This is a genomic window from Streptomyces sp. WAC06614, assembly GCF_003949795.1.
In the GTDB taxonomy this organism is placed as follows: Bacteria; Actinomycetota; Actinomycetes; order Streptomycetales; family Streptomycetaceae; genus Streptomyces.
In genome coordinates this window covers 1-19,556 of sequence record NZ_RPRY01000132.1, presented here as the reverse complement: position 1 = coordinate 19,556, position 19,556 = coordinate 1, and the positions used below count along the sequence as shown (strand labels likewise).

Annotated in this window: 15 protein-coding genes; 4 read left to right on the top strand and 11 right to left on the bottom strand. The window is 73.2% G+C overall.

Going from position 1 to position 19,556, the window contains the following annotated elements:
- Positions 1-63: 63 nt before the first annotated feature.
- The 7 genes from EF918_RS19060 to EF918_RS19030 all read right to left on the bottom strand — a co-directional run bounded on the left by EF918_RS19060 (position 64) and on the right by EF918_RS19030 (position 9,751).
- Positions 64-1,314 carry a GNAT family N-acetyltransferase gene (locus EF918_RS19060; protein WP_125647654.1) on the bottom strand — a complete coding sequence of 417 codons (1,251 nt, stop codon included), beginning with the start codon at positions 1,312-1,314 and terminating at the stop codon, positions 64-66.
- Between the two features lie 136 nt (positions 1,315-1,450).
- Positions 1,451-2,716 carry a YncE family protein gene (locus EF918_RS19055; RefSeq protein ID WP_125647651.1) on the bottom strand — a complete coding sequence of 422 codons (1,266 nt, stop codon included), beginning with the start codon at positions 2,714-2,716 and terminating at the stop codon, positions 1,451-1,453.
- A gap of 128 nt (positions 2,717-2,844) precedes the next feature.
- Positions 2,845-4,008 (bottom strand): XdhC/CoxI family protein, encoded by a 1,164-nt coding sequence (locus tag EF918_RS19050; protein ID WP_125647648.1) that lies wholly within the window; start codon positions 4,006-4,008, stop codon positions 2,845-2,847.
- 69 nt (positions 4,009-4,077) lie between these two features.
- The gene (locus EF918_RS19045) at positions 4,078-5,544 is read right to left on the bottom strand and encodes an NCS2 family permease (RefSeq protein ID WP_125647645.1); all 1,467 of its coding nucleotides are present in this window, start codon (positions 5,542-5,544) and stop codon (positions 4,078-4,080) included.
- A gap of 300 nt (positions 5,545-5,844) precedes the next feature.
- A complete protein-coding gene (gene pucD / locus EF918_RS19040) occupies positions 5,845-8,247 on the bottom strand; it encodes a xanthine dehydrogenase subunit D (RefSeq protein WP_185921814.1) in 2,403 nt (800 codons plus the stop codon).
- Positions 8,248-8,249: 2 nt separating this feature from the next.
- Positions 8,250-8,855 (bottom strand): (2Fe-2S)-binding protein, encoded by a 606-nt coding sequence (locus EF918_RS19035; protein ID WP_125647642.1) that lies wholly within the window; start codon positions 8,853-8,855, stop codon positions 8,250-8,252.
- 2 nt (positions 8,856-8,857) lie between these two features.
- The gene (locus EF918_RS19030; protein WP_125647639.1) at positions 8,858-9,751 is read right to left on the bottom strand and encodes a xanthine dehydrogenase family protein subunit M; all 894 of its coding nucleotides are present in this window, start codon (positions 9,749-9,751) and stop codon (positions 8,858-8,860) included.
- Positions 9,752-10,003: 252 nt separating this feature from the next.
- Between EF918_RS19030 and EF918_RS19025 the strand changes: the two genes are divergently transcribed.
- Entirely contained in the window at positions 10,004-11,680 is a 1,677-nt protein-coding gene (locus EF918_RS19025) for a PucR family transcriptional regulator ligand-binding domain-containing protein (protein WP_125647636.1), read from the top strand.
- Between the two features lie 161 nt (positions 11,681-11,841).
- Entirely contained in the window at positions 11,842-12,600 is a 759-nt protein-coding gene (locus EF918_RS19020) for a hypothetical protein (protein ID WP_185921815.1), read from the top strand.
- Positions 12,601-13,062: 462 nt separating this feature from the next.
- Here EF918_RS19020 and EF918_RS19015 read toward each other — a convergent pair whose 3' ends face one another.
- Positions 13,063-13,710, bottom strand: a complete 648-nt coding sequence (locus EF918_RS19015; RefSeq protein ID WP_125647661.1) for a GntR family transcriptional regulator — start codon at positions 13,708-13,710, stop codon at positions 13,063-13,065.
- Between the two features lie 159 nt (positions 13,711-13,869).
- Between EF918_RS19015 and EF918_RS19010 the strand changes: the two genes are divergently transcribed.
- Together EF918_RS19010 and EF918_RS19005 are read left to right on the top strand one after the other, a co-directional pair.
- Positions 13,870-14,742, top strand: a complete 873-nt coding sequence (locus tag EF918_RS19010) for a (2Fe-2S)-binding protein (protein ID WP_125647630.1) — start codon at positions 13,870-13,872, stop codon at positions 14,740-14,742.
- A gap of 189 nt (positions 14,743-14,931) precedes the next feature.
- Complete coding sequence (locus tag EF918_RS19005; RefSeq protein WP_125647626.1) at positions 14,932-16,020, top strand: DUF2637 domain-containing protein; 1,089 nt, start codon at positions 14,932-14,934, stop codon at positions 16,018-16,020.
- 36 nt (positions 16,021-16,056) lie between these two features.
- Here the strand turns inward: EF918_RS19005 and EF918_RS19000 are convergent, their stop codons facing one another.
- The 3 genes from EF918_RS19000 to EF918_RS18990 form a co-directional block, all read right to left on the bottom strand.
- Positions 16,057-16,437 (bottom strand): ATP-binding protein, encoded by a 381-nt coding sequence (locus EF918_RS19000; RefSeq protein ID WP_125647623.1) that lies wholly within the window; start codon positions 16,435-16,437, stop codon positions 16,057-16,059.
- A 104-nt stretch (positions 16,438-16,541) separates the two neighbouring features.
- Positions 16,542-18,284, bottom strand: coding sequence for a pyruvate dehydrogenase (locus EF918_RS18995; RefSeq protein WP_125647620.1), 1,743 nt, complete (start codon positions 18,282-18,284; stop codon positions 16,542-16,544).
- 66 nt (positions 18,285-18,350) lie between these two features.
- Positions 18,351-19,556, bottom strand: a 1,206-nt coding sequence (locus EF918_RS18990; RefSeq protein ID WP_260610355.1) for a protein phosphatase 2C domain-containing protein, incomplete at its 5' end; no start/stop codon positions are given.

Below are 19,556 nucleotides of genomic sequence, written 5' to 3'. Positions count from 1 at the left end.
CTCCCTGGCCCCCGCCCTCGCCCTGCCCGGCTTCGGCATGGCGGCGTCCCGGATCCCGCGCCGCTAGAACTCCTCCCCGGTGTGCGGCAGCAGCGGCGTGTGCAGGGCCGCGTCCAGGGCGGCCGCCGCACCCGGGCGGTGCTCCCGGACCAGCCCGGCCGCCACCAGGTCCGCGACCCGGGTCCCGCCCAGGTAGCAGGCGGCCAGGTCCCGGACCTCGAACGTCAGGTCCAGCTCGTCGCCGGCGGCGCCCGGGCACGGCCGGTACGTCGCCCCGCCCGGGCCCGCCTTCAGCCGGAACAGGCCCGCGTTGGCCGGGAGATGGGCGTCGTGGACGCGGAGCACCAGCTCGACGGGGGCCGCCCAGGACCGGGCGGTCAGGGCGGCGCCGACGTCGGCCAGCCGTAGCCACAGGGCCGGAGCGGCCGAGGTGACCCTGACCTGGTCGCGGTCGGCCGCGAAGTGCAGCAGCGGGTCGTCGGCGGGGCGACCCCACGCCACCACCTTGCCCGTCAGGTCCAGCGAGGCGACGCAGGCCCACAGCGCGGCGGCCACGGCCGGGGTGGCGGCCTCCAGTTCGTCGACGCGGACCAGGCCCGGGGTCGGCGGGTGCGTGCCGTCGTCTCCGTGCTTGGTGCGGTAGAGCACGTACCCGGCGACCGGGCCGCCGGGCTCGCCCTGGACGATGACGCGGGGCGGGCCCCACTCCTCGTCCTCCTCGTCCTGCTCCCGCAGCCACACCTCGGCCCAGCGCCACGCGTCGCGGGCCGGGCGGCCGGCCCGGGCGGCGCGGGTGGCCTCGTGGAACGGGCCGAGCAGGGCGGGGACGTCGGCCGGTGCGACCAGCCGCAGCGGGCGCTCGTCGGGGGTCAGGCGCAGGGCGAGCGGGCGGGTGGAGTCGATCTCGACGGTGACGCCCTGGGTGGCGGCGCCGAAGCCGAAGCGGCCGTAGATGGCGGCCTCGGAGGCCCACAGTGCGGCGACGGGGCTGCCGGCCTCCGTGCTCCGGCGCAGTTGCCCGGCCATCAGCGCGCTGAGCACCCCGCGCCGGCGGTGGGTGGGGGCGACCGCCACGAAGGTGATCCCGGGGCAGGGCAGGTCCGCCCCGGGCACCGAGAGCCGGAAGTCGTGCGCGGCCATGAAGCCGACCAGTTCGGTGCCGTCGTAGGCGCCGAGCCGGGCGCAGCCGGTGAGCACCGCGCGGTGGTGCGCGCGCAGTTCCTCCCCGGGGCGGTCGTGGAAGGCCAGATAGGCGAGTTCCTGTGCACGGTCGAGGTCGGCCTCGGGTACCTCACGGATGTCGATGTCCACCATGATCGGGACCCTAGTCCGTCCGCACGGGCGACGTCGGCCGGTATGGCCCGAATACGCCGCACTGCCCCGGTCCGGTGCGGTCCGGGGCAGTGCGGTGGGATCCGGTGCGGTGCGGTGGGATCCGGTGCGGTGCGGGCTACCGGGCCGGGCCGCTCCAGCCCGCCGGGACATGGCCCAGGCGGACGCGCTGCGGGTGGTCCCCCACGGGGACCGAGACCCGCTTGGTGCCGGTGGCGAAGTCGATGGCCGTGACCCGGTCGGCACCGCTCTCGGAGATGACGCACGCGGTGCCGTCGCCGTTGACGGTCGCCCAGTACGGCTTGACGGCCGGCACCAGCGGGCCCTCGGTGAGGGTGGCGCGGTCCACGACGGTGGCGTAGTCGTCCATCGTTCCGGCGATGCACAGCCGGGTGCCGTCCGGGCTCATGGACATGCCGTGGTGGCGGGAGTCGTTGACCCAGGTGGTGCGGTCGGAGGAGGTGGCCGGATTCTGCGGAAGGGTCTTGATCCGGGTGACCCGGTCGCTGGCCACGTCGTACTCGACGAAGCCGTTGAAGAACGACACCTGGAAGTAGAGCGTGGACTCGTCCGGGGTGAAGGCGTTGGGGCGGACGGAGTCGGAGAGGTCGGAGCGGCCGGCGGCGTCGAGGCGTTGGCGCATGTCGATGACGCGGACGGTACGGAAGGTCTGCGCGTCCACCACCGTGATCTTCCGGTCGCCCTTCGTCCAGTCCAACCAGGGCGCGTCCAGGGCGGTGTTGACCTCGCCGATGGAGCTGTTCCACAGGTACCGGCCGTCGCGGGAGAAGGTGTTCTCGTGCGGCTTGTCACCGGTGGTGAAGGAGCCGACCTGGGCGCCGGTGGTGATGTCGAGGACGTGGACGGTGTTGGAGGTGGACGCCGAGACGGCGACGCGGCGCCCGTCCGGCGAGACGGCCATGTGGTCGGCGCGGTGACCCGACACGGGGAAGCGCCAGTTGATGCGGCCGGTGCGCAGGTCGAGGGAGACCACGTCGGCGAAGCTGGGGCGGGAGGCGACGACGGCCGATCCGTCGGGGGTGGTGTACATGTCGTCGACGAACTGGTCGTGGCCCTCGCCGGCGGTGGTGCGGATCCCGAGGAAGTAGGCGAGCTTGACGGGGTCGAGGTAGATCTCGCGCAGCCGTTCCGCCTTGTCCGGGACGATGTCGATGCGGCCGATGCGGGCCATGTCTCCGGTGGAGGCGAGGACGTCGGCGGTGCCCTCCCAGTTGTTGCCGACGAAGAGGACCTCGCGCAGGGGCCCGTCGGCCGGACCCCCCGCGGGGGCGGCCCCGGCGCCCGCCGCGGGCGCGAGGGCGGCCAGCAGTCCGGCGGCGGCGACCAGGGACACCGTACGGAGGCGTCGTAAAGCTCCTGACATCGGGTCAGCTCCTTCCCGTTACCGCCGGGTAAGCTAGGGCCGATGCCCGAAGGGCGCAACCCCCGCGACGGGGGTTGCGCCCTTCACTCGTCACCCGGTACCTGCGCGGTACCTGCGGCCCGGAGCTCTCAGGCCACGACGCCGATCCGGCCCGCCACGGCCTCGGTGCCGTCGTGGTGGATCGGGATGTGCGCGCCGGTGAGGGCGGCTCCGCTGCCGCCGCGGCGGTTCGCCACGATCTCGGCGGCGATGGACAGGGCCGTCTCCTCCGGGGAGCGGGCGCCGAGGTCCAGGCCGATCGGGGAGCGCAGGCGGGCGATCTCCAGCTCGGTGACGCCGACCTCGCGCAGCCGGCGGTTGCGGTCGTCGTGGGTACGGCGGGAGCCCATCGCGCCGACGTAGGCGACGGGAAGCCTCAGGGCCAGCTGGAGCAGCGGCACGTCGAACTTGGCGTCGTGGGTGAGCACGCACAGGACCGTACGGCCGTCCAGCCCGCCCTCGTCGGCTGTGGCGGCCAGGTAGCGGTGGGGCCAGTCCACGACGATCTCGTCCGCATCGGGGAAACGGTTCTTCGTGGCGAACACGGGCCGGGCGTCACAGACGGTGACGTGGTAGCCGAGGAACTTGCCGATCCGCACCAGGGCCGAGGCGAAGTCGATCGCCCCGAAGACGATCATCCGCGGCGGCGGCACGCTCGACTCGACCAGGATCCGCAGCGGCTCGCCGCACAGCCGGCCGTCGGCGCCGATCTCCAGGACCCCGGTCCGGCCGGCGTCCAGCATGGCCCGGGCCTCCTCGGCGACGGTCCGGTCCAGCTCGGGGTGGCCGCCGAGGCCGCCCTCGTGGGCGCCCTCGGTCCGCACCAGCACGGCGCGGCCCTTCAGCTCGGCCGGGCCCTCGGCGACCCGGGCCACGGCGGCCGCCCGGCCGTCGGCCGCGGCGGCCAGCGCGGCGGCGAACACCGGGCGGTGCGGATCCTGGGCCCGCACCGGGGTGACCAGGATCTCGATGGTTCCGCCGCAGGTCAGGCCCACGGCGAAGGCGTCGTCGTCGCTGTAGCCGAAGCTCTCGCGGACGGTCTCGCCGTCCTCCAGGGCCTGCCGGCACAGCTCGTACACCGCCCCCTCCACACATCCGCCGGAGACCGAGCCGATCGCGGTTCCCTCGCCGTCGACGGCGAGGGCCGCACCGGGCTGCCGGGGTGCGCTGCCGCCGGTCGACACCACGGTGGCGACGGCGAAGTCACGTCCCTGCTCGACCCACCGGTTCAGCTCTGCGGCGATGTCCAGCATTACGGCCTCCTGACGAGGTTCGGTTCCAGTATCGGATGCGTGGAGGGGCGGTGCCCGTGCACTGACGTGTCAGTGGACGCCGAGCCAGCCCTCGATCGGGTTGAGTGCATAGAACACCAGGAAGATCGCGAACAGGCCCCACATGAAGGCTCCGATTTCCCGGGCCTTGCCCTGCGCGACCTTGATCGCGACGTGGGAGATCACACCGGCGGCGACGCCGGCCGTGATCTGGTACGTGAAGGGCATGATCACGACGGTCAGGAAGACCGGGATCGCGGTGGCCGTGTCGGACCAGTCCACGTGGCGGGCGTTCTGCATCATCATCGCGCCGATGACGACCAGGGCGGCGGCGGCGACCTCACCGGGGACGATCTGGGTGATCGGGGTGAAGAAGATGCACGCGGCGAAGAACAGACCGGTCACCACGGAGGCCAGACCCGTACGGGCGCCCTCGCCGACACCGGTGGCGGACTCGACGAACACGGTCTGGCCGGAGCCGCCCGCGATACCGCCGATGGCGCCGCCGGCACCGTCGATGAACAGGGCCTTGGACAGACCGGGCATGCGGCCCTTGTCGTCCGCGAGCTTGGCCTCGGTGCCGACGCCGATGATGGTGGCCATCGCGTCGAAGAAGCCGGCCAGCACCAGGGTGAAGACGATCATGGCGACGGTCATCGCGCCGACCTCGCCCCAGCCGCCGAACTCGACCTGGCCGAAGAGCGAGAAGTCGGGCATGGAGACCGCGGAACCGTTGAGCTCCGGAGCACCGCCGGCCCACGCCTTGGGGTCGATGTCGGCGACGGCGTTGAGGATCGCGGCGAGCACGGTGCCGACCACGATGCCGATCAGGATGGCGCCGGGGATCTTGCGGGCCTGCAGCATGAAGATGAGCAGCAGCGTCACGGCGAAGAGCAGGACCGGCCAGCCGGCGAGCTCACCCGTCGGGCCGAGGGTGACGGGGCCGCCACCGGGCGCGGGGTTCTCGTGCACGAATCCGGCCTTCACCAGGCCGATCAGGGCGACGAACATGCCGATGCCCATGGTGATCGCGTGCTTGAGCGCCAGCGGGATGGCGTTCATGATCAGCTCGCGGAGGCCGGTGACGACCAGGAGACAGATCACGGCTCCGTAGAGCACGCACATGCCCATGGCCTGCGGCCAGGTCATCTCGGGGGCGACCTGCGAGGCCAGCACACCGGAGACCGACAGGCCGGCGGCGAGGGCGAGGGGCACCTTGCCCACGAAGCCCATGAGGAGGGTGGTGACGGCGGCGGCGAAGGCGGTCGCCGTGATGAGCGCCTTCTGGCTCATCGTGTCGCCCGCGGCGTCCTTGCCCGAGAGGATCAAGGGGTTGAGCAGGAGGATGTACGCCATCGCCATGAAGGTCGTGATACCGCCACGAACCTCGTTGCCGACGCTGGATCCTCTGTGGGTGATGTGAAAGTACCGGTCGAGCCAGGACCGTCCGGCGGGCGTGCGCGAGCCGGAGCCCGCATCTTCCGCGGTGGTCTTGGGCTCCACTGACGACTGGGTCATGGTGCCTAACTCCCAAGGTTCAAAGGGGCACCCGCAGTGAGAAAGGGGATTGCGGGATTTGGGATGGAACGTTGGCTGCACGACCCGGGGTGACGGCCCGAGCTGTGTTGACTGCTGGGGTGCTGCAGGTGGTACGTGACTGCTGGGGGTGGAGCAGGTGAAGCGGTCCGCGAGCGGTGCGGCACTTCATGACTCCGGGCGGTGTTCCGCCGGAAGTGTGACGTTCCCTGTCGTCGCACCGCCCGGAGAGCCTGGGGTCCGGGGGCCGGCCGTGGCGCGGCCCCCGGAGGACGGACCGTCCTAGAGGGTGCCGGTGAGGGCCTCGGGGCGGATCGGCGTCTTGTTGAGCTCCAGACCGGTCGCCTGCCGGATCGCCGCGAGGACGGCCGGGGTGGACGACAGGGTCGGGGCCTCACCGAGACCGCGCAGGCCGTAGGGCGCGTTCGGGTCGGCGAGCTCCAGGTAGTCGACCGGGATGGTCGGGGTGTCGAGGATCGTCGGGATCAGGTAGTCCGTGAAGGAGGGGTTGCGCACCTTCGCGGTCTTCGGGTCCACGATGATCTCTTCCATCACCGCGACGCCGAGGCCCTGGGTGGTACCGCCCTGGATCTGGCCGACGACGGACAGCGGGTTGAGGGCCTTGCCGACGTCCTGGGCGCAGGACAGCTCGACGACCTTGACCAGGCCGAGCTCGGTGTCCACCTCGACCACCGCGCGGTGGGCGGCGAAGGTGTACTGCACGTGACCGTCGCCCTGGCCGGTGACCAGGTCGAACGCGACGGTCGGCCGGTGACGGAACTCCAGCTCGATGTCGATGGCGTCCTCGCCCTCGAGCAGCTCGGCGATGTCCGCGAGGACCTCGCCGCCGTCGGTGACGACCTTGCCGCCTTCGAGCAGCAGCTCGGCGGTGGCCCACGCCGGGTGGTACGAGCCGCATCTGCGGCGGCCGATCTCCAGGACCTTCTCGCGCACGGCCTCACAGGTGTTCTTCACGGCGCCACCGGTCATGTACGTCTGCCGGGAGGCGGACGTGGAACCGGCGGAGCCGACCTGGGTGTCGGCCGGGTGGATGGTCACGTTGGTGACGCCCAGCTCGGTACGGGCGATCTGCGCGTGGACGGTGACACCGCCCTGGCCGACCTCCGCCATGGCCGTGTGGACCATCGCGACGGCCTCGCCGCCGATGACCTCCAGGCGTACGCGGGCGGTGGAGTAGTCGTCGAAGCCCTCGGAGAAGCCGACGTTCTTGATGCCGACCGCGTAGCCGACGCCGCGGACGACGCCCTCGCCGTGGGTGGTGTTCGACAGGCCGCCGGGCAGCGCACGGACGTCCGCGCCCTCGCCGGCCGTCTCCCACTGGCGCTCCGGCGGCAGCGGGCGGGCCTTGACCCGGCGCAGCAGCTCGGCGACCGGGGCGGGCGAGTCCACGACCTGGCCGGTGGGCATGATCGTGCCCTGCTCCATGGCGTTGAGCTGGCGGAACTCGACCGGGTCCATGCCCAGCTTCGCCGCGAGCTTGTCCATCTGGGCCTCGTACGCGAAGCAGGCCTGGACGGCGCCGAAGCCGCGCATGGCGCCGCAGGGCGGGTTGTTCGTGTAGAGGGCGATGGCCTCGATGTCCACGTCGTCGACCACGTACGGGCCGACCGAGAGCGAGGAGGCGTTGCCGACGACCGCCGGGGAGGCCGACGCGTAGGCGCCGCCGTCCAGGACGATCTTGCACTTCATGTGCGTGAGCTTGCCGTCCTTGGTGGCGCCGTGCTCGTAGTAGAGCTTCGCCGGGTGGCGGTGCACGTGGCCGAAGAAGGACTCGAACCGGTTGTAGACGATCTTGACCGGCTTGTTGGTCGCGAGGGCCAGCAGGCAGGCGTGGATCTGCATCGAGATGTCCTCGCGACCGCCGAAGGCACCGCCGACGCCGGAGAGCGTCATGCGCACCTTCTCCTCGGGCAGGCCGAGGACGGGGGCGATCTGCTTGAGGTCCGAGTGCAGCCACTGGGTGGCGACGTAGAGGTCGACACCGCCGTCCTCGGAGGGCACGGCGAGGCCGGACTCCGGGCCGAGGAAGGCCTGGTCCTGCATGCCGAAGGTGTACTCGCCCTCGACGATCACGTCGGCGCGCTTGCGCGCTTCTTCCACGTTGCCGCGGATGATCGGCTGGCGGTGCACGATGTTGGGGTGCGGGACGTGACCGGCGTGGTGGTCGTCGCGGCCCTCGTGGATCAGCGGGGCGTCGGGGGCGAGGGCGGAGGCCTCGTCGGTGACGACCGGCAGCTCCCGGTAGTCGATCTTGATCTTGGCGGCCGCGCGGCGGGCGGTCTCGGGGTGGTCGGCGGCCACGAGGGCGACCGGCTCACCGTGGTGGCGTACCCGGCCGTTGGCCAGGACCGGGGTGTCCTGGATCTCCAGGCCGTAGTTCTTCATCTCGGCCGGCAGGTCGTCGTACGTGAGGACCGAGTAGACGCCCGGCATGGCCAGCGCCTCGGAGATGTCGATGGAGGCGATCTCGGCGTGGGCGACCGTGCTGCGCAGGGTCTGGCCCCAGAGCATGTCCTCGTGCCACATGTCCGAGGAGTACGCGAACTCGCCGGTGACCTTGAGGGTGCCGTCGGGACGGAGCGTGGACTCGCCGATGCCGCCCTGGTTGTGCTTCTGGGAGACGTTGGTCGGCGTACCGGAGGGCGCGGTGCGGGTGTTGGCCATGATCAGACCGCCTCTCCCTGGCGGGCGGCCGCCAGGCGGACCGCGTCGAGGATCTTCTCGTAACCCGTGCAACGGCAGAGGTTGCCGGAGAGGGCCTCACGGATGTCCTGGTCGGACGGGGACGCGTTGCTCTCCAGCAGCGCGTCGGCCTGGACCAGCAGACCCGGGGTGCAGAAGCCGCACTGCACCGCGCCGGCGTCGATGAACGCCTGCTGGATCGGGGAGAGCTCCACGCCCTCGCCGGTCTGGGAGTCGGTGCCCTTGGCCGTCCACTGCTTGGCCTCGTCGGTGGAGACGCCGCCCTTCCGGGCGCCGCCGCACGCGCCGGTGCCGCAGGCGTGGCCGTGCTCCTCGCGCTGCTTGGCGAAGTCGGCCAGACCCTCGACGGTCACCACGTCGCGACCCTCGGCCTGGCCGGCGGCGACCAGACAGGAACACACCGGGACGCCGTCCAGCCGGACGGTGCAGGAGCCGCACTCGCCCTGCTCGCAGGCGTTCTTGGAACCGGGCAGGCCCAGGCGCTCACGCAGGACGTACAGCAGGGACTCGCCCTCCCAGACGTCGTCCGCCTGCTGCGGCCGGCCGTTGACGGTGAAATTGACGCGCATGGTTACGCAGCCCCTTCGAGCGGGCGGCCGTTGGTGCCGCGGTACTGCTCCCACGTCCAGACCAGCTGGCGGCGAGCGAGGATGCCGATCGCGTGCCGGCGGTACTTCGCCGTGCCGCGGACGTCGTCGATCGGGTTGCAGGACGCGGAGGCGAGCTCCCCGAACTGCTTGGCGATCGACGGGGTGATGACCTTGCCGGACTCCCAGAAGCCGCCCTCGTCGAGCGCGGCGTTCAGGAAGTCCTCGGCGGCCTTCGCCCGGATCGGGGTCGGGGCGGCCGAGGCGATGCCGGTGCGCACGGTGCGGGTGTCGGCGTGCAGCGCGAGACCGAAGCCGCAGACCGCGATGACCATGGCGTTGCGGGTACCGACCTTGGAGTACTGCTGCGGGCCGGTGGCGTTCTTGACGTGGACCGTCTTGATCAGCTCGTCCGCGGCGAGCGCGTTGCGCTTGACCCCGGTGTAGAACTCGTCGATGGGGATCATGCGGGTGCCGCGGACCGACTCGACCTCGACCTCGGCGCCGGCGGCCAGCAGCGCGGGGTGGGAGTCACCGGCGGGCGAGGCGCAGCCGAGGTTGCCACCGACGCCGCCGCGGTTGCGGATCTGCGGGGACGCGACCGTGTGCGAGGCGAGCGCGAGCCCCGGCAGCGTGCCGCGGAGGTTCTCGATGATCTGGGTGTACGGGACGGAGGCGCCGACACGCGTGACCTCCTCGCCGACCTCCCACTCCCGCAGCAGCTCGATGCGGCCCAGGTCCAGGAGGTATTCCGGACGGCGGTGGTCGAAATTGATCTCGACCATGATGTCGGTGCCACCCGCAATCGGCACAGCTGTGGGGTGCTCGGCCTTGGCTGCGAGCGCCTCCTCCCAGCTGGCGGGGCGAAGGAAGTCCATGTGCGGCTCTCTTCTACTTAATCGGGTCGTTCACTTCAAGCCAGGAGGCCGAAGGGCCCTCGACTGGTCGTTCACGTGCTGTTAACGCGGTGTGGAGCCAGTACACAAGGCACGCGCGCCCCGGTGCAGTCACCGAAACCATGAAGCAGTTGGCTGGCGGCCTCTCTCGTCTTGTAGATTCGTATGAAAGGCGGTCTGCACTGACCTGCCCGATTTTCAACGGCAACATCGAGACAGATCGGCGGCAACATCATGCGGCTGCGCGCACTGCTGGAGACCGAGGCGCTGGGGCTGCGGCTGCTGGGCGGCGAGGAAGAACTCGACCGGACGGTCCGCGGGGTCATGACGACCGACCTGAGGGATCCCAGCCGATACCTCTCCGGAGGGGAACTCGTCCTGACCGGACTGGCCTGGAGACGAAATTCGGCCGACTCCGAGCCATTCGTACGAATCCTTGCCGGTGCCGGGGTGGCGGGCCTCGCGGCGGGCGAGGCGGAGCTCGGGGACATCCCGGACGATCTCGTTTCAGCCTGTCGGCGCAACCGGCTGCCGCTGTTCGCCGTGAACGAGGACGTTGCATTCGCCACCATCACGGAGTACGTCGTCCGGCAGGTCTCCGGAGAGCGTGCCGGGGACCTGGCCGCCGTGGTGGACCGGCACCGGCGCCTGATGACCTCGGGGCCGGCCGGCGGTGGACCGGATGTGGTGCTGGATCTGCTCACCACCGACCTCGACCTCCGGGCCTGGGTGCTCTCACCCACCGGCCGGCAGATCGCCGGGGCGGGTGCCCCGCTGACGCCGGGTGTGTGCGCGGCCCTTGCGGGCGAGCACCTCGCGGCGGTCCGGAGTGGCCGCAGGGGTCCGCACCGGATCTCCATTCAGGGTATTACGTACTCGTTGTTCCCGATTCGTCAGGGCGCGCGGGCCGGGGCCCCGGCCGGCCGGGACGTGCGCGAGAGCGTGCTGTCGGACTGGCTGCTCGCCGTCGAGGCGGACGCCGGTGACTGGCCCGCCGAGCGGCTGGACCTGCTCCAGGGCGTCACCCAGCTGATCGCGGTCGAGCGGGACCGGCGGGACGCGGCGCGGACCGTGCGGCGGCGGCTGGCGCAGGAGGTGCTGGAGCTGGTGCAGACCGGCGCCGCGCCCGCCGAGATCGCCGCGCGCCTGCGGGTCGCGGCCCCGGTGCTGCTGCCGGGCCTGGGGACCGCGCCGCACTGGCAGGTCGTGGTGGCCCGGGTGGACTGGGAGGGCGGGGAGGTCCCCGGCGGCCCGGTGGCCCAGTCGCTGCTGGAGGAGATCCTCGTCGACCCGTCCGTCTCGGGTCCCGAGCCCTCCGACCGGATCGCGGTCGCCCACGCCGGCGACGAGGCCATCGCCCTGGTGCCGCTGCCGGCGCTGCCGGGGGACGGCGGGGAGGACAAGGGCCCGGACACCGCCCTGCACGCCGACGCGCTGCTGGCCGCCGTACGCGAGCCGCTCTCGGCGGGCCTCGGCGAGGACGGCCGGCTCACGCTGGGCGTCAGCGCGGCCGTGCACTCCGCCGAGGGGCTGCGCGGTGCGCTGGAGGAGGCCCGGCACGCCCGCCGGGTCGCCGCGGCCCGGCCGGGCCGGGTGTGCGCGGCCGGCCACCACGAGCTGGCCTCGCACGTGCTGCTGCTGCCGTTCGTCCCCGACGACGTCCGGCGCGCCTTCACGGCCCGGCTGCTGGACCCGCTGCGGGACTACGACCGGCGCCACCGGGCGGAGCTCATCCCGACCCTGGAGGCGTTCCTCGACTGCGACGGTTCGTGGACGCGGTGCGCCACGCGACTGCACCTGCACGTCAACACGCTGCGCTACCGGGTCGGGCGAATCGAGCAGTTGACGTCCCGTGACCTTTCGCGCCTGGAGGACAAGTTGGATTTCTTCCTCGCCCTGCGCATGAGCTGAGCGGACGTGCCCCGAGGGGTGGTGGACACGGGATCCGGACTTTGTGAAAGAGTTCACCCGACCCCTTGGCCGAGCGAGCCGATTCGTGCTGTCATTTCGCCCCAGGGCTCAACGACGCGCTGCTGGCTTGCTTCGGGGAGGGCAATGTGGCGGACACCGCCATGTCGGGTGCCGGGACCATCGGGGGCGAGGACCCCCTCCAGCGGGCGATATGGCGACTGCGCTCGCGCGGCTGCTGGAGCGACGCGGCGGCCCTGCTGAGCCCGCACACCGGCGACCCGGCGGCGGCGGTGCAGCGCACCGCGCTGCTGGTCGAACGGTGCCTGTTCACCGGGCAGGGGTGGGCCGAGGCCGAGGACGCCCTGCGCACGGCGGAGGCCGTGGCCGGGGACGACGACCAGCGCGGCGCGGCGGCCTGCGAGCGCGGCCAGCTGGCCTACGCGGCCACCGTGCTGGGCGTACGGGACCGGTCCGACGAGGCCCGGTCGGCGCTGGGCCGGGCGGCGGCGCTGCTGTCGCCGGACTCGCCGACCCGGCCGCTGCTGGACTTCCGGCGGGGGCTGGTCGCCGAGCACCTGGCGGACGCGCCGCAGGCCGCCGAGCCGGCCTACCGCCGGGCCCACGCCGGGGCGGCGGCCCACGGCGACACCCTGCTGCTGTCCTTCACCTGGCGGCACCTGGCCGGGCTGGCCCTGCGCGACGGCGAGCTGGCCGAGGCCCGGCGCGGCTTCCTGGAGTCCCTGCGCATCCGCGAGGAACTGGGCTTCCTGATCGGCACGGCCCCGGCGCTGGCGGCCCTGGCCGAGGCCGAACCGGAACCGGAAGCCACCCGGCTGCGCGCCGAGGCCCGCCGCCTGTTCCACCTCCTGGGCGGCATCCCCACCTGGCTGGCCGCCCACCTCCACCCGACCCCGGCCTAGGCCGACCCCGACTCCCGCCGGGGCCGGGCCCCGGGCTGCACCCTCCGCGCTCCGGCCCGCACCACTGCACCGCCTGCCGCAGGGCCGGCCCCCTGCCGGGGGCGGACCGCCCCGACGGATGGGCGCGCGACACGCACGAACACAGAACCGGATCCGGCGCAGCCGGACCGGACGCGGTCGCGCCGGGCCGGGCGCAGCCGGGCCGAAGCGCTGCCCCCGCAGCCGGGCAGGTGCCGGCCGACCGGGCCGGGCCCGGCCACGCCAGGCCGGGCGCAGCCGGGCCAGGTACCGGGTGCAGCCAGGCCGCGTGCCCGCGGAGCGGACGCGGGCGCGCCGGGCGGAGGCCGGGAGGCGGCGCCCCGGCGCCCCGGGGCGCCGCCCGCCGCCGGGCGGGCCGGAGCGCTGCCCCGCAGCAGGGCGGCCCGGAGCGGGTCCGCCCCGTCTCGGCGCCGCCGCGCGGGGTCAGGACGGGGCGCCCGTGAAGTGTTCGCGGACCAGGGATTCGACCACCGGGAGGTCGCGGGCGATCAGGGCCTCCAGGAGGGCCTGGTGCTCGGCCGCGTCGGCGACCAGGTCGGCGCGGCGGACGCGGGGGGCGTCCTTGACGGGCCACTGGGAGCGGCGGTGCAGTTCGTCGGCGACCTGGACGAGCTGGTCGTTGCCCGCCAGGGACAGCACCGCGCGGTGGAAGGAGCGGTCCGCCTCCGCGTAGCCGGCCGGGTCGTACGCGGCGGCGGCCGCCGCGGTGGCCGCCGCGGCCGGCCGCAGGGCCGTCCAGGCCCCGGCCTCGACCGTCCGGGCCAGCCGCAGCATCACCGGGACCTCCAGCAGCGCCCGTACCTCGGCCAGCTCGGCCAGCTCCCGCGGGCTGCGCGACAGCACCCGGAAGCCGCGGTTGGGGAGGCATTCCACGGCCCCCTCCAGCGCCAGCTGCTGCATCGCCTCGCGGACCGGGGTCGCCGAGACCCCGAACCGCTCGCCCAGCGCGGGGCCGGAATAGATCTCGCCCGGCACCAGGTCACCGTCGACCAGCGCCGCGCGCAGCGCGTCGAGCACCTGCCCGCGCACCGAATGGCGCAGCACCTTCTGCTGCGCCGGAACGGTCGGCATCAGACCCGTGCGGGCCGCGTCGTGCACTCGGTCCTCCTCACGGATCGGCTCCGGTGAGGATACAAAACGCCCTCTTCGCGCCCCCCGACGAAGCAAGTAAGGTAAGGCTTGCCTTGTCTTGCCTGCCTTCCTTCGTCGTCCCTGCTGCGGTGGTTCGCCATGACCGTTCCGGTCCCTCCTCCTGCTCCGCCCGCCCCCTACGGCTCTCCGCCGGCGGCGGCGTACGCACGGCTGACGGGGGCCTACCCCGGCCTGCGGTGCACCGAGCGCGCCCCGGACGAGCCGGTCCCTCGCGGCGGGGGCTGGGTCGGCGCGGCCGCGCTCGCGGCCGGCGGGGCGGAGCTGGACGCCTTCCTGGCCTGGGACGCGGCCCAGGTCGCCCGCGACCACGGCCGCCCGGGCCGGCCGGACGTGGTGGCCGGGTTCGGTCTGCACCGCTACGTCTGGCCGGCCGGGCTGCTGTTCACCGTGCCGTGGTTCCTCGACCGGCGGGTCCCCCGGATCCCGGCGGAGCAGGTCGCCTTCCACCGCACCGACGGCGTGCTCAGCATCCGCACCGACGGGTTCGCCTGCCTGCCGGACGACCCCGCGGCCGGCCTCCCCGGCGCCCGGGTCGTGCCCGACGAGGAGGCCCTGCGGGCGGAGCTGCGGGCGGCGTCGGCCGCGCACCTCACCCCGGTGGTGGAAGGTTTCGCCACCCGGATGCGGCGCGGCCCCCGCGCCCTGTGGGGCATGGTCACCGACGACCTCGTCGAGGGCCTGTGGTACCTCGCCGGGCTGTTCGGCGAGGCCGAGGAGCGGCGGGCCCGGGCCGAACTCGCCCTGCTCCTGCCGGGCTCCGGCACCGCCCCGTATCCCGGCGGTGGCGCGTTCCGTACCCTCGCCGGCCCGGACGGCTCGGCCCTGCCCACCCGGGACCGGGTCAGCTGCTGCTTCTTCTACACCGTCCGCCCCGAGGACACCTGCCTCACCTGCCCCCGTACCTGCGACGCCGACCGCATCACCCGCCTGGCCGCAGCGGCCGCCGCCTAACCACCCGCAAGGGTGACCGTATTCGAACGCAATTCCCGGACAGCGAGCGACAGTTCGACCCCGAACGCCCTATCCGGAGGGCCTGGCACCCCGATGGCGTGCTCTTGCCCCGAAACCACTCTCCCGCCCCGTCCCGATCCGCCACTATGGCGCCCGGAAAGCCGCCGTACGCGAGTCAAGGGACACCGGATGAGACTGACCGACATATCGCTGGACTGGCTGTTGCCGGGCAGCCTGCTGATCCTGGGCGGACTCGCGGCGGTTGCGGTACTGGCCCGGGGCCGGCGGGACGGCGAGAAGGGCGCGACGGAGGACAACTGGGAGCGCAGCGAGGAACGCCGCCGCCGCAAGGAGGCGATCTACGGCACCGCCTCGTACGTGCTGCTGTTCTGCTGCGCAGCGGTCGCCGCCGCCCTGTCCTTCCACGGCCTGGTCGGCTTCGGCCGGCAGAACCTCAACCTCTCCGGAGGCTGGGAGTACCTCGTCCCGTTCGGCCTCGACGGCGCCGCCATGTTCTGCTCGGTGCTCGCCGTCCGCGAGGCCAGCCACGGCGACGCGGCCCTCGGTTCCCGGCTGCTGGTCTGGCTGTTCGCCGGCGCCGCGGCCTGGTTCAACTGGGTGCACGCACCGCGCGGTCTCGGCCACGACGGAGCACCGCAGTTCTTCGCGGGCATGTCGCTCTCCGCCGCCGTGCTGTTCGACCGGGCGCTCAAGCAGACCCGCCGGGCGGCGCTGCGCGAGCAGGGGCTGGTGCCGCGTCCGCTGCCGCAGATCCGGATCGTCCGCTGGCTGCGGGCGCCCCGGGAGACCTTCGGCGCCTGGTCGCTGATGCTGCTGGAGGGCGTCCGCACCCTGGACGAGGCGGTGGAGGAGGTACGCGAGGACAAGCGGGAGAAGGAGCAGGACCGGCTGCGCCGCCGGGAGCACCGGCGTCGCGAACGGGCGCACATCAGGGCGCTCGGCCGGCAGAACCGGGCCTTCGGCCTCCCCCGGCCCCGTGGCCGCCAGGTCGACGTGCACGGGCTGACCCCGGGAAACGGCTCCGCGCCGGTCGGCGCGGAGCCCGCCATAGCGGAAGCAGGACTCCTGCCCCCGTATTCCCCGCTGCCCCCGGCCGGGAGCTCCAGGCGGCCCTCCCTCCAGGCCGTGACCGCCCCCGACAGTCCTGATCCGGCACCCCGGACGGTGGACCTCACCGCCGAGGACGACACCCAGACCATCCCGCGGCTCGACTCCCTGGAGCGCAAGCTCAAGGACCTGGAGCAGCAGTTCGGATGATCGCACCGAGACCGGGGGCCGGTCCTGGGCCGGAACTCAGCCCAGGACCGGCCCCCGGTCGAGTTCGAACCACACGACCTTCCCCCCGCCCAGCGGGTCCACGCCCCAGGCGTCGGCCAGTTCCTCCACCAGGAACAGGCCCCGGCCGTGCGTACCGTCGTCGGCGGTCGGTACGTACGGCCGGGGCTTGCGCGCGGTGTGGTCCCGCACCTCCACCCTTAGCCGGCCGGAGTCCAGCGTCGCGGACACCTCGGCACCCAGGTCGGTATGGACGAGCGCATTGGTGACGAGCTCCGTGATGAGCAGCTCGGCCACCTCCGCCACGTCCCGTGGACAGCGGGGGCACAACAACTCCCGCAGGGATCTGCGGATTTCCCCCACCGCCTTCAGATCCGCCCGGCGTACCGTCCGGGTCATTCCGGTCTTCGCCCCCACCCGCACGGCCGTATACCTCCCGCGTCCGTTTCTCGAACAGGCCTACGGGATGCATTCCCGCCGGGCCGGTCCACACGCATACGGGGTCAGGGCCGCGGCACGTTCCTGAGGTTGGATCGAGCCATCTGGATCATGCGGCCCACTCCCCCGTCCAGCACGATCTTGCTGGCGGACAGGGCAAATCCGGTCACCATCTCGGCGCTGATCTTCGGTGGAATGGACAAGGCGTTGGGGTCGGTCACCACGTCCACCAAGGCGGGTCCGCGATGCCTGAACGCGTCCTTCAATGCCTGGCTGAGCTGCTTGGGCTTCTCCACCCGCACCCCGAACGCGCCCGCCGCGCGGGCGATGGCGGCGAAGTCCGGGTTGTGGTTGGTGGTTCCGTACGAAGGAAGGCCGGAAACCAGCATTTCCAACTCGACCATTCCGAGTGATGAGTTGTTGAACAGGATCACTTTGACGGGCAGGTCGTACTGCACCAGGGTGAGGAAATCTCCCATCAGCATCGAGAAACCACCGTCACCCGACATCGACACCACTTGACGGCCACGATCGGTGAACTGCGCGCCGATGGCCTGCGGAAGGGCGTTGGCCATCGAGCCGTGGCTGAAGGAACCGATGATGCGGCGCTTGCCGTTCGGCGAAAGATAGCGCGCCGCCCAGACGTTGCACATGCCGGTGTCGACGGTGAACACCGCATCGTCGTCGGCCAGCTCGTCCAGGACCGAGGCCACGTACTCGGGATGGATCGGGGTGCGCTTCTCCACCTTGCGGGTGTAGGCCTTGACCACGCCCTCCAGCGCGTCGGCGTGCTTCTTGAGCATCCGGTCCAGGAACCGCCGGTCGGTCTTGGCGCGCACCCGCGCGTTCAGGCAGCGCAGCGTCTCGCGTACGTCGCCCCAGACGGCGAGGTCGAGCTGGGAGCGGCGGCCGAGGTGTTCGGGGCGGACGTCCACCTGGACGATCTTCACGTCGTCGGGGAGGAAGGCGTTGTAGGGGAAGTCCGTGCCCAGCAGGAGCAGCAGGTCGCACTCGTGGGTGGCCTCGTACGCGGCGCCGTAGCCGAGCAGTCCGCTCATCCCCACGTCGTACGGGTTGTCGTACTGGATCCACTCCTTGCCGCGCAGGGCGTGCCCCACCGGAGCCTTGACCCGGCCGGCGAACTCCATGACCTCGGCGTGCGCGCCCGCGGTGCCGCTGCCGCAGAACAGGGTGACCCGCTCCGCCTCGTCGATCATCCGCACCAGCCGGTCGAGTTCGCCGTCGCCGGGCCGTACGGTCGGCCGGGCGGTGACCAGGGCGTGCTCGACGGCCTTGTCCGGGGCGGGCTGGGCGGCGATGTCGCCGGGCAGGGCGACCACGCTGACCCCGCCGCGGCCGACGGCGTGCTGCACGGCGGTCTGCAGCAGCCGGGGCATCTGCCGCGGGTTGGAGATCAGTTCGCTGTAGTGACTGCATTCGCGGAAGAGCTGGTCGGGATGGGTCTCCTGGAAGTAGCCGAGGCCGATCTCGCTGGAGGGGATGTGCGAGGCGAGGGCGAGCACCGGGGCCATGGAACGGTGGGCGTCGTAGAGGCCGTTGATCAGGTGGAGGTTGCCCGGGCCGCAGGAGCCGGCGCAGGCCGCGAGCCGGCCGGTGATCTGGGCCTCGGCGCCCGCGGCGAAGGCGGCGGTCTCCTCGTGGCGGACCTGGATCCATTCGAGCTCACCCGACCGGCGGATGGCGTCCACCACGGGGTTGAGGCTGTCGCCGACGACTCCGTACATCCGGCGTACGCCCGCGCGCACGAGGATGTCCACGAACTGCTCCGCCACGTTCTGCTTGGCCATGGCTGGTGGGCCCCTTCCGTCCCCCCGTCGCGGTCTGCTCCTCCCATCCATGCACGGTCCGCGGCCCTACGCCTCCCAGACCGCGGCGGCCGTCCGGTCGTCGGCGTAACCCTTGAGGCGGAGGGTGGCGTCCGCCAGGAAGCCCGCCAGCCCCGGGGCCTCCGGGGCGCTCCAGCGGGCACCGAGCTCGCCCCTCAGCAGCGGTTCCTCGCGCATCGGCTCGGCGAGGCCGCCCGAGCAGACGAGCAGGGTGTCACCCGGGCGGGCCACACCGGCCCGGAAGGTGAAGCCGCGGGCGCCGCCCTCCGGCGCGTCGGGACCGTCAGGGCCGTTCGGGGTGCGGGCGGGCGGCGGCTCCAGGTCCTCCCAGGTCCCGGCGCGGAGCCGGAACAGCCCGCCCGGGCCGGTGCCGAACACCACCCGGGTGCGGCACTCGGGGTCGATGGGCAGCAGCAGGCAGCGCAGGCCGGCGGTGTACCGGTCCTCCTCGTAGCCGAGCTCGGCGGCCCGGGCGCGCAGCCGGCCGTAGCCGCGGTCGGTCAGCCGCTGGAGCCCGGAGCGCAGTGCGTCGCGGCGGCCCGCGCGGATGTCGTCGCCGAGCCGGACCTGGCTGCGGCCGACGGCCGCGGCGATCCAGTGGCAGACCTCGGCCGCGGCCTCGCGGGCCCGGGGCACGTGCCGGTCGGCCCCGGCCACGGCGACCAGGACGAGGGCGTCGTCGCCCCCGCCGAAGCGGGCGGTGAGCAGCACGTCGCGGCGCTCCTCGCCACGGAAGCGGGCGGAGTCGCCGCGCACCGAGGCCGCGCGCAGGGTGTACGTGCCGTACCGGGCGCCCTCCAGCACGGTGTCGGCGACCACGTCCTGCAACGCCGCCGGGTCGGCCTCGGCGAGCCGGCCGGGTTCGGCCGCGTAGGTGGGCGCCCGGTCCCCGAGGTGCCCGGGCACGGGCCGCGGCTCCCCGGCCGGCCCGGCCGCCCGCAGGTCCGCCGCGCGAGGGTCCCGCGCCCGTGGGTCCGCCGCAGGTGGGTCCGCCGCCCGGGGGCCGGGCACGGCCGGGGGCACGACGCCGGTCGGCGCCTGCGGCACCGCGCGGCTCTCCGGCGGCATGCGACCGCTGCCCGCGGGGGGCACCTCCAGCGCGCCGAGCGCATAGCCGGTCGCCGCACCGAGGCCCCCGGCCGCGTCACCCCCGCCGGCCGGCGGGGGCGGCGGGGCCGGCTGCGCGGCCGGCCCGGGCGGCCCGTCGGGGTGCGTCACGGCGAGGGCCGAGGT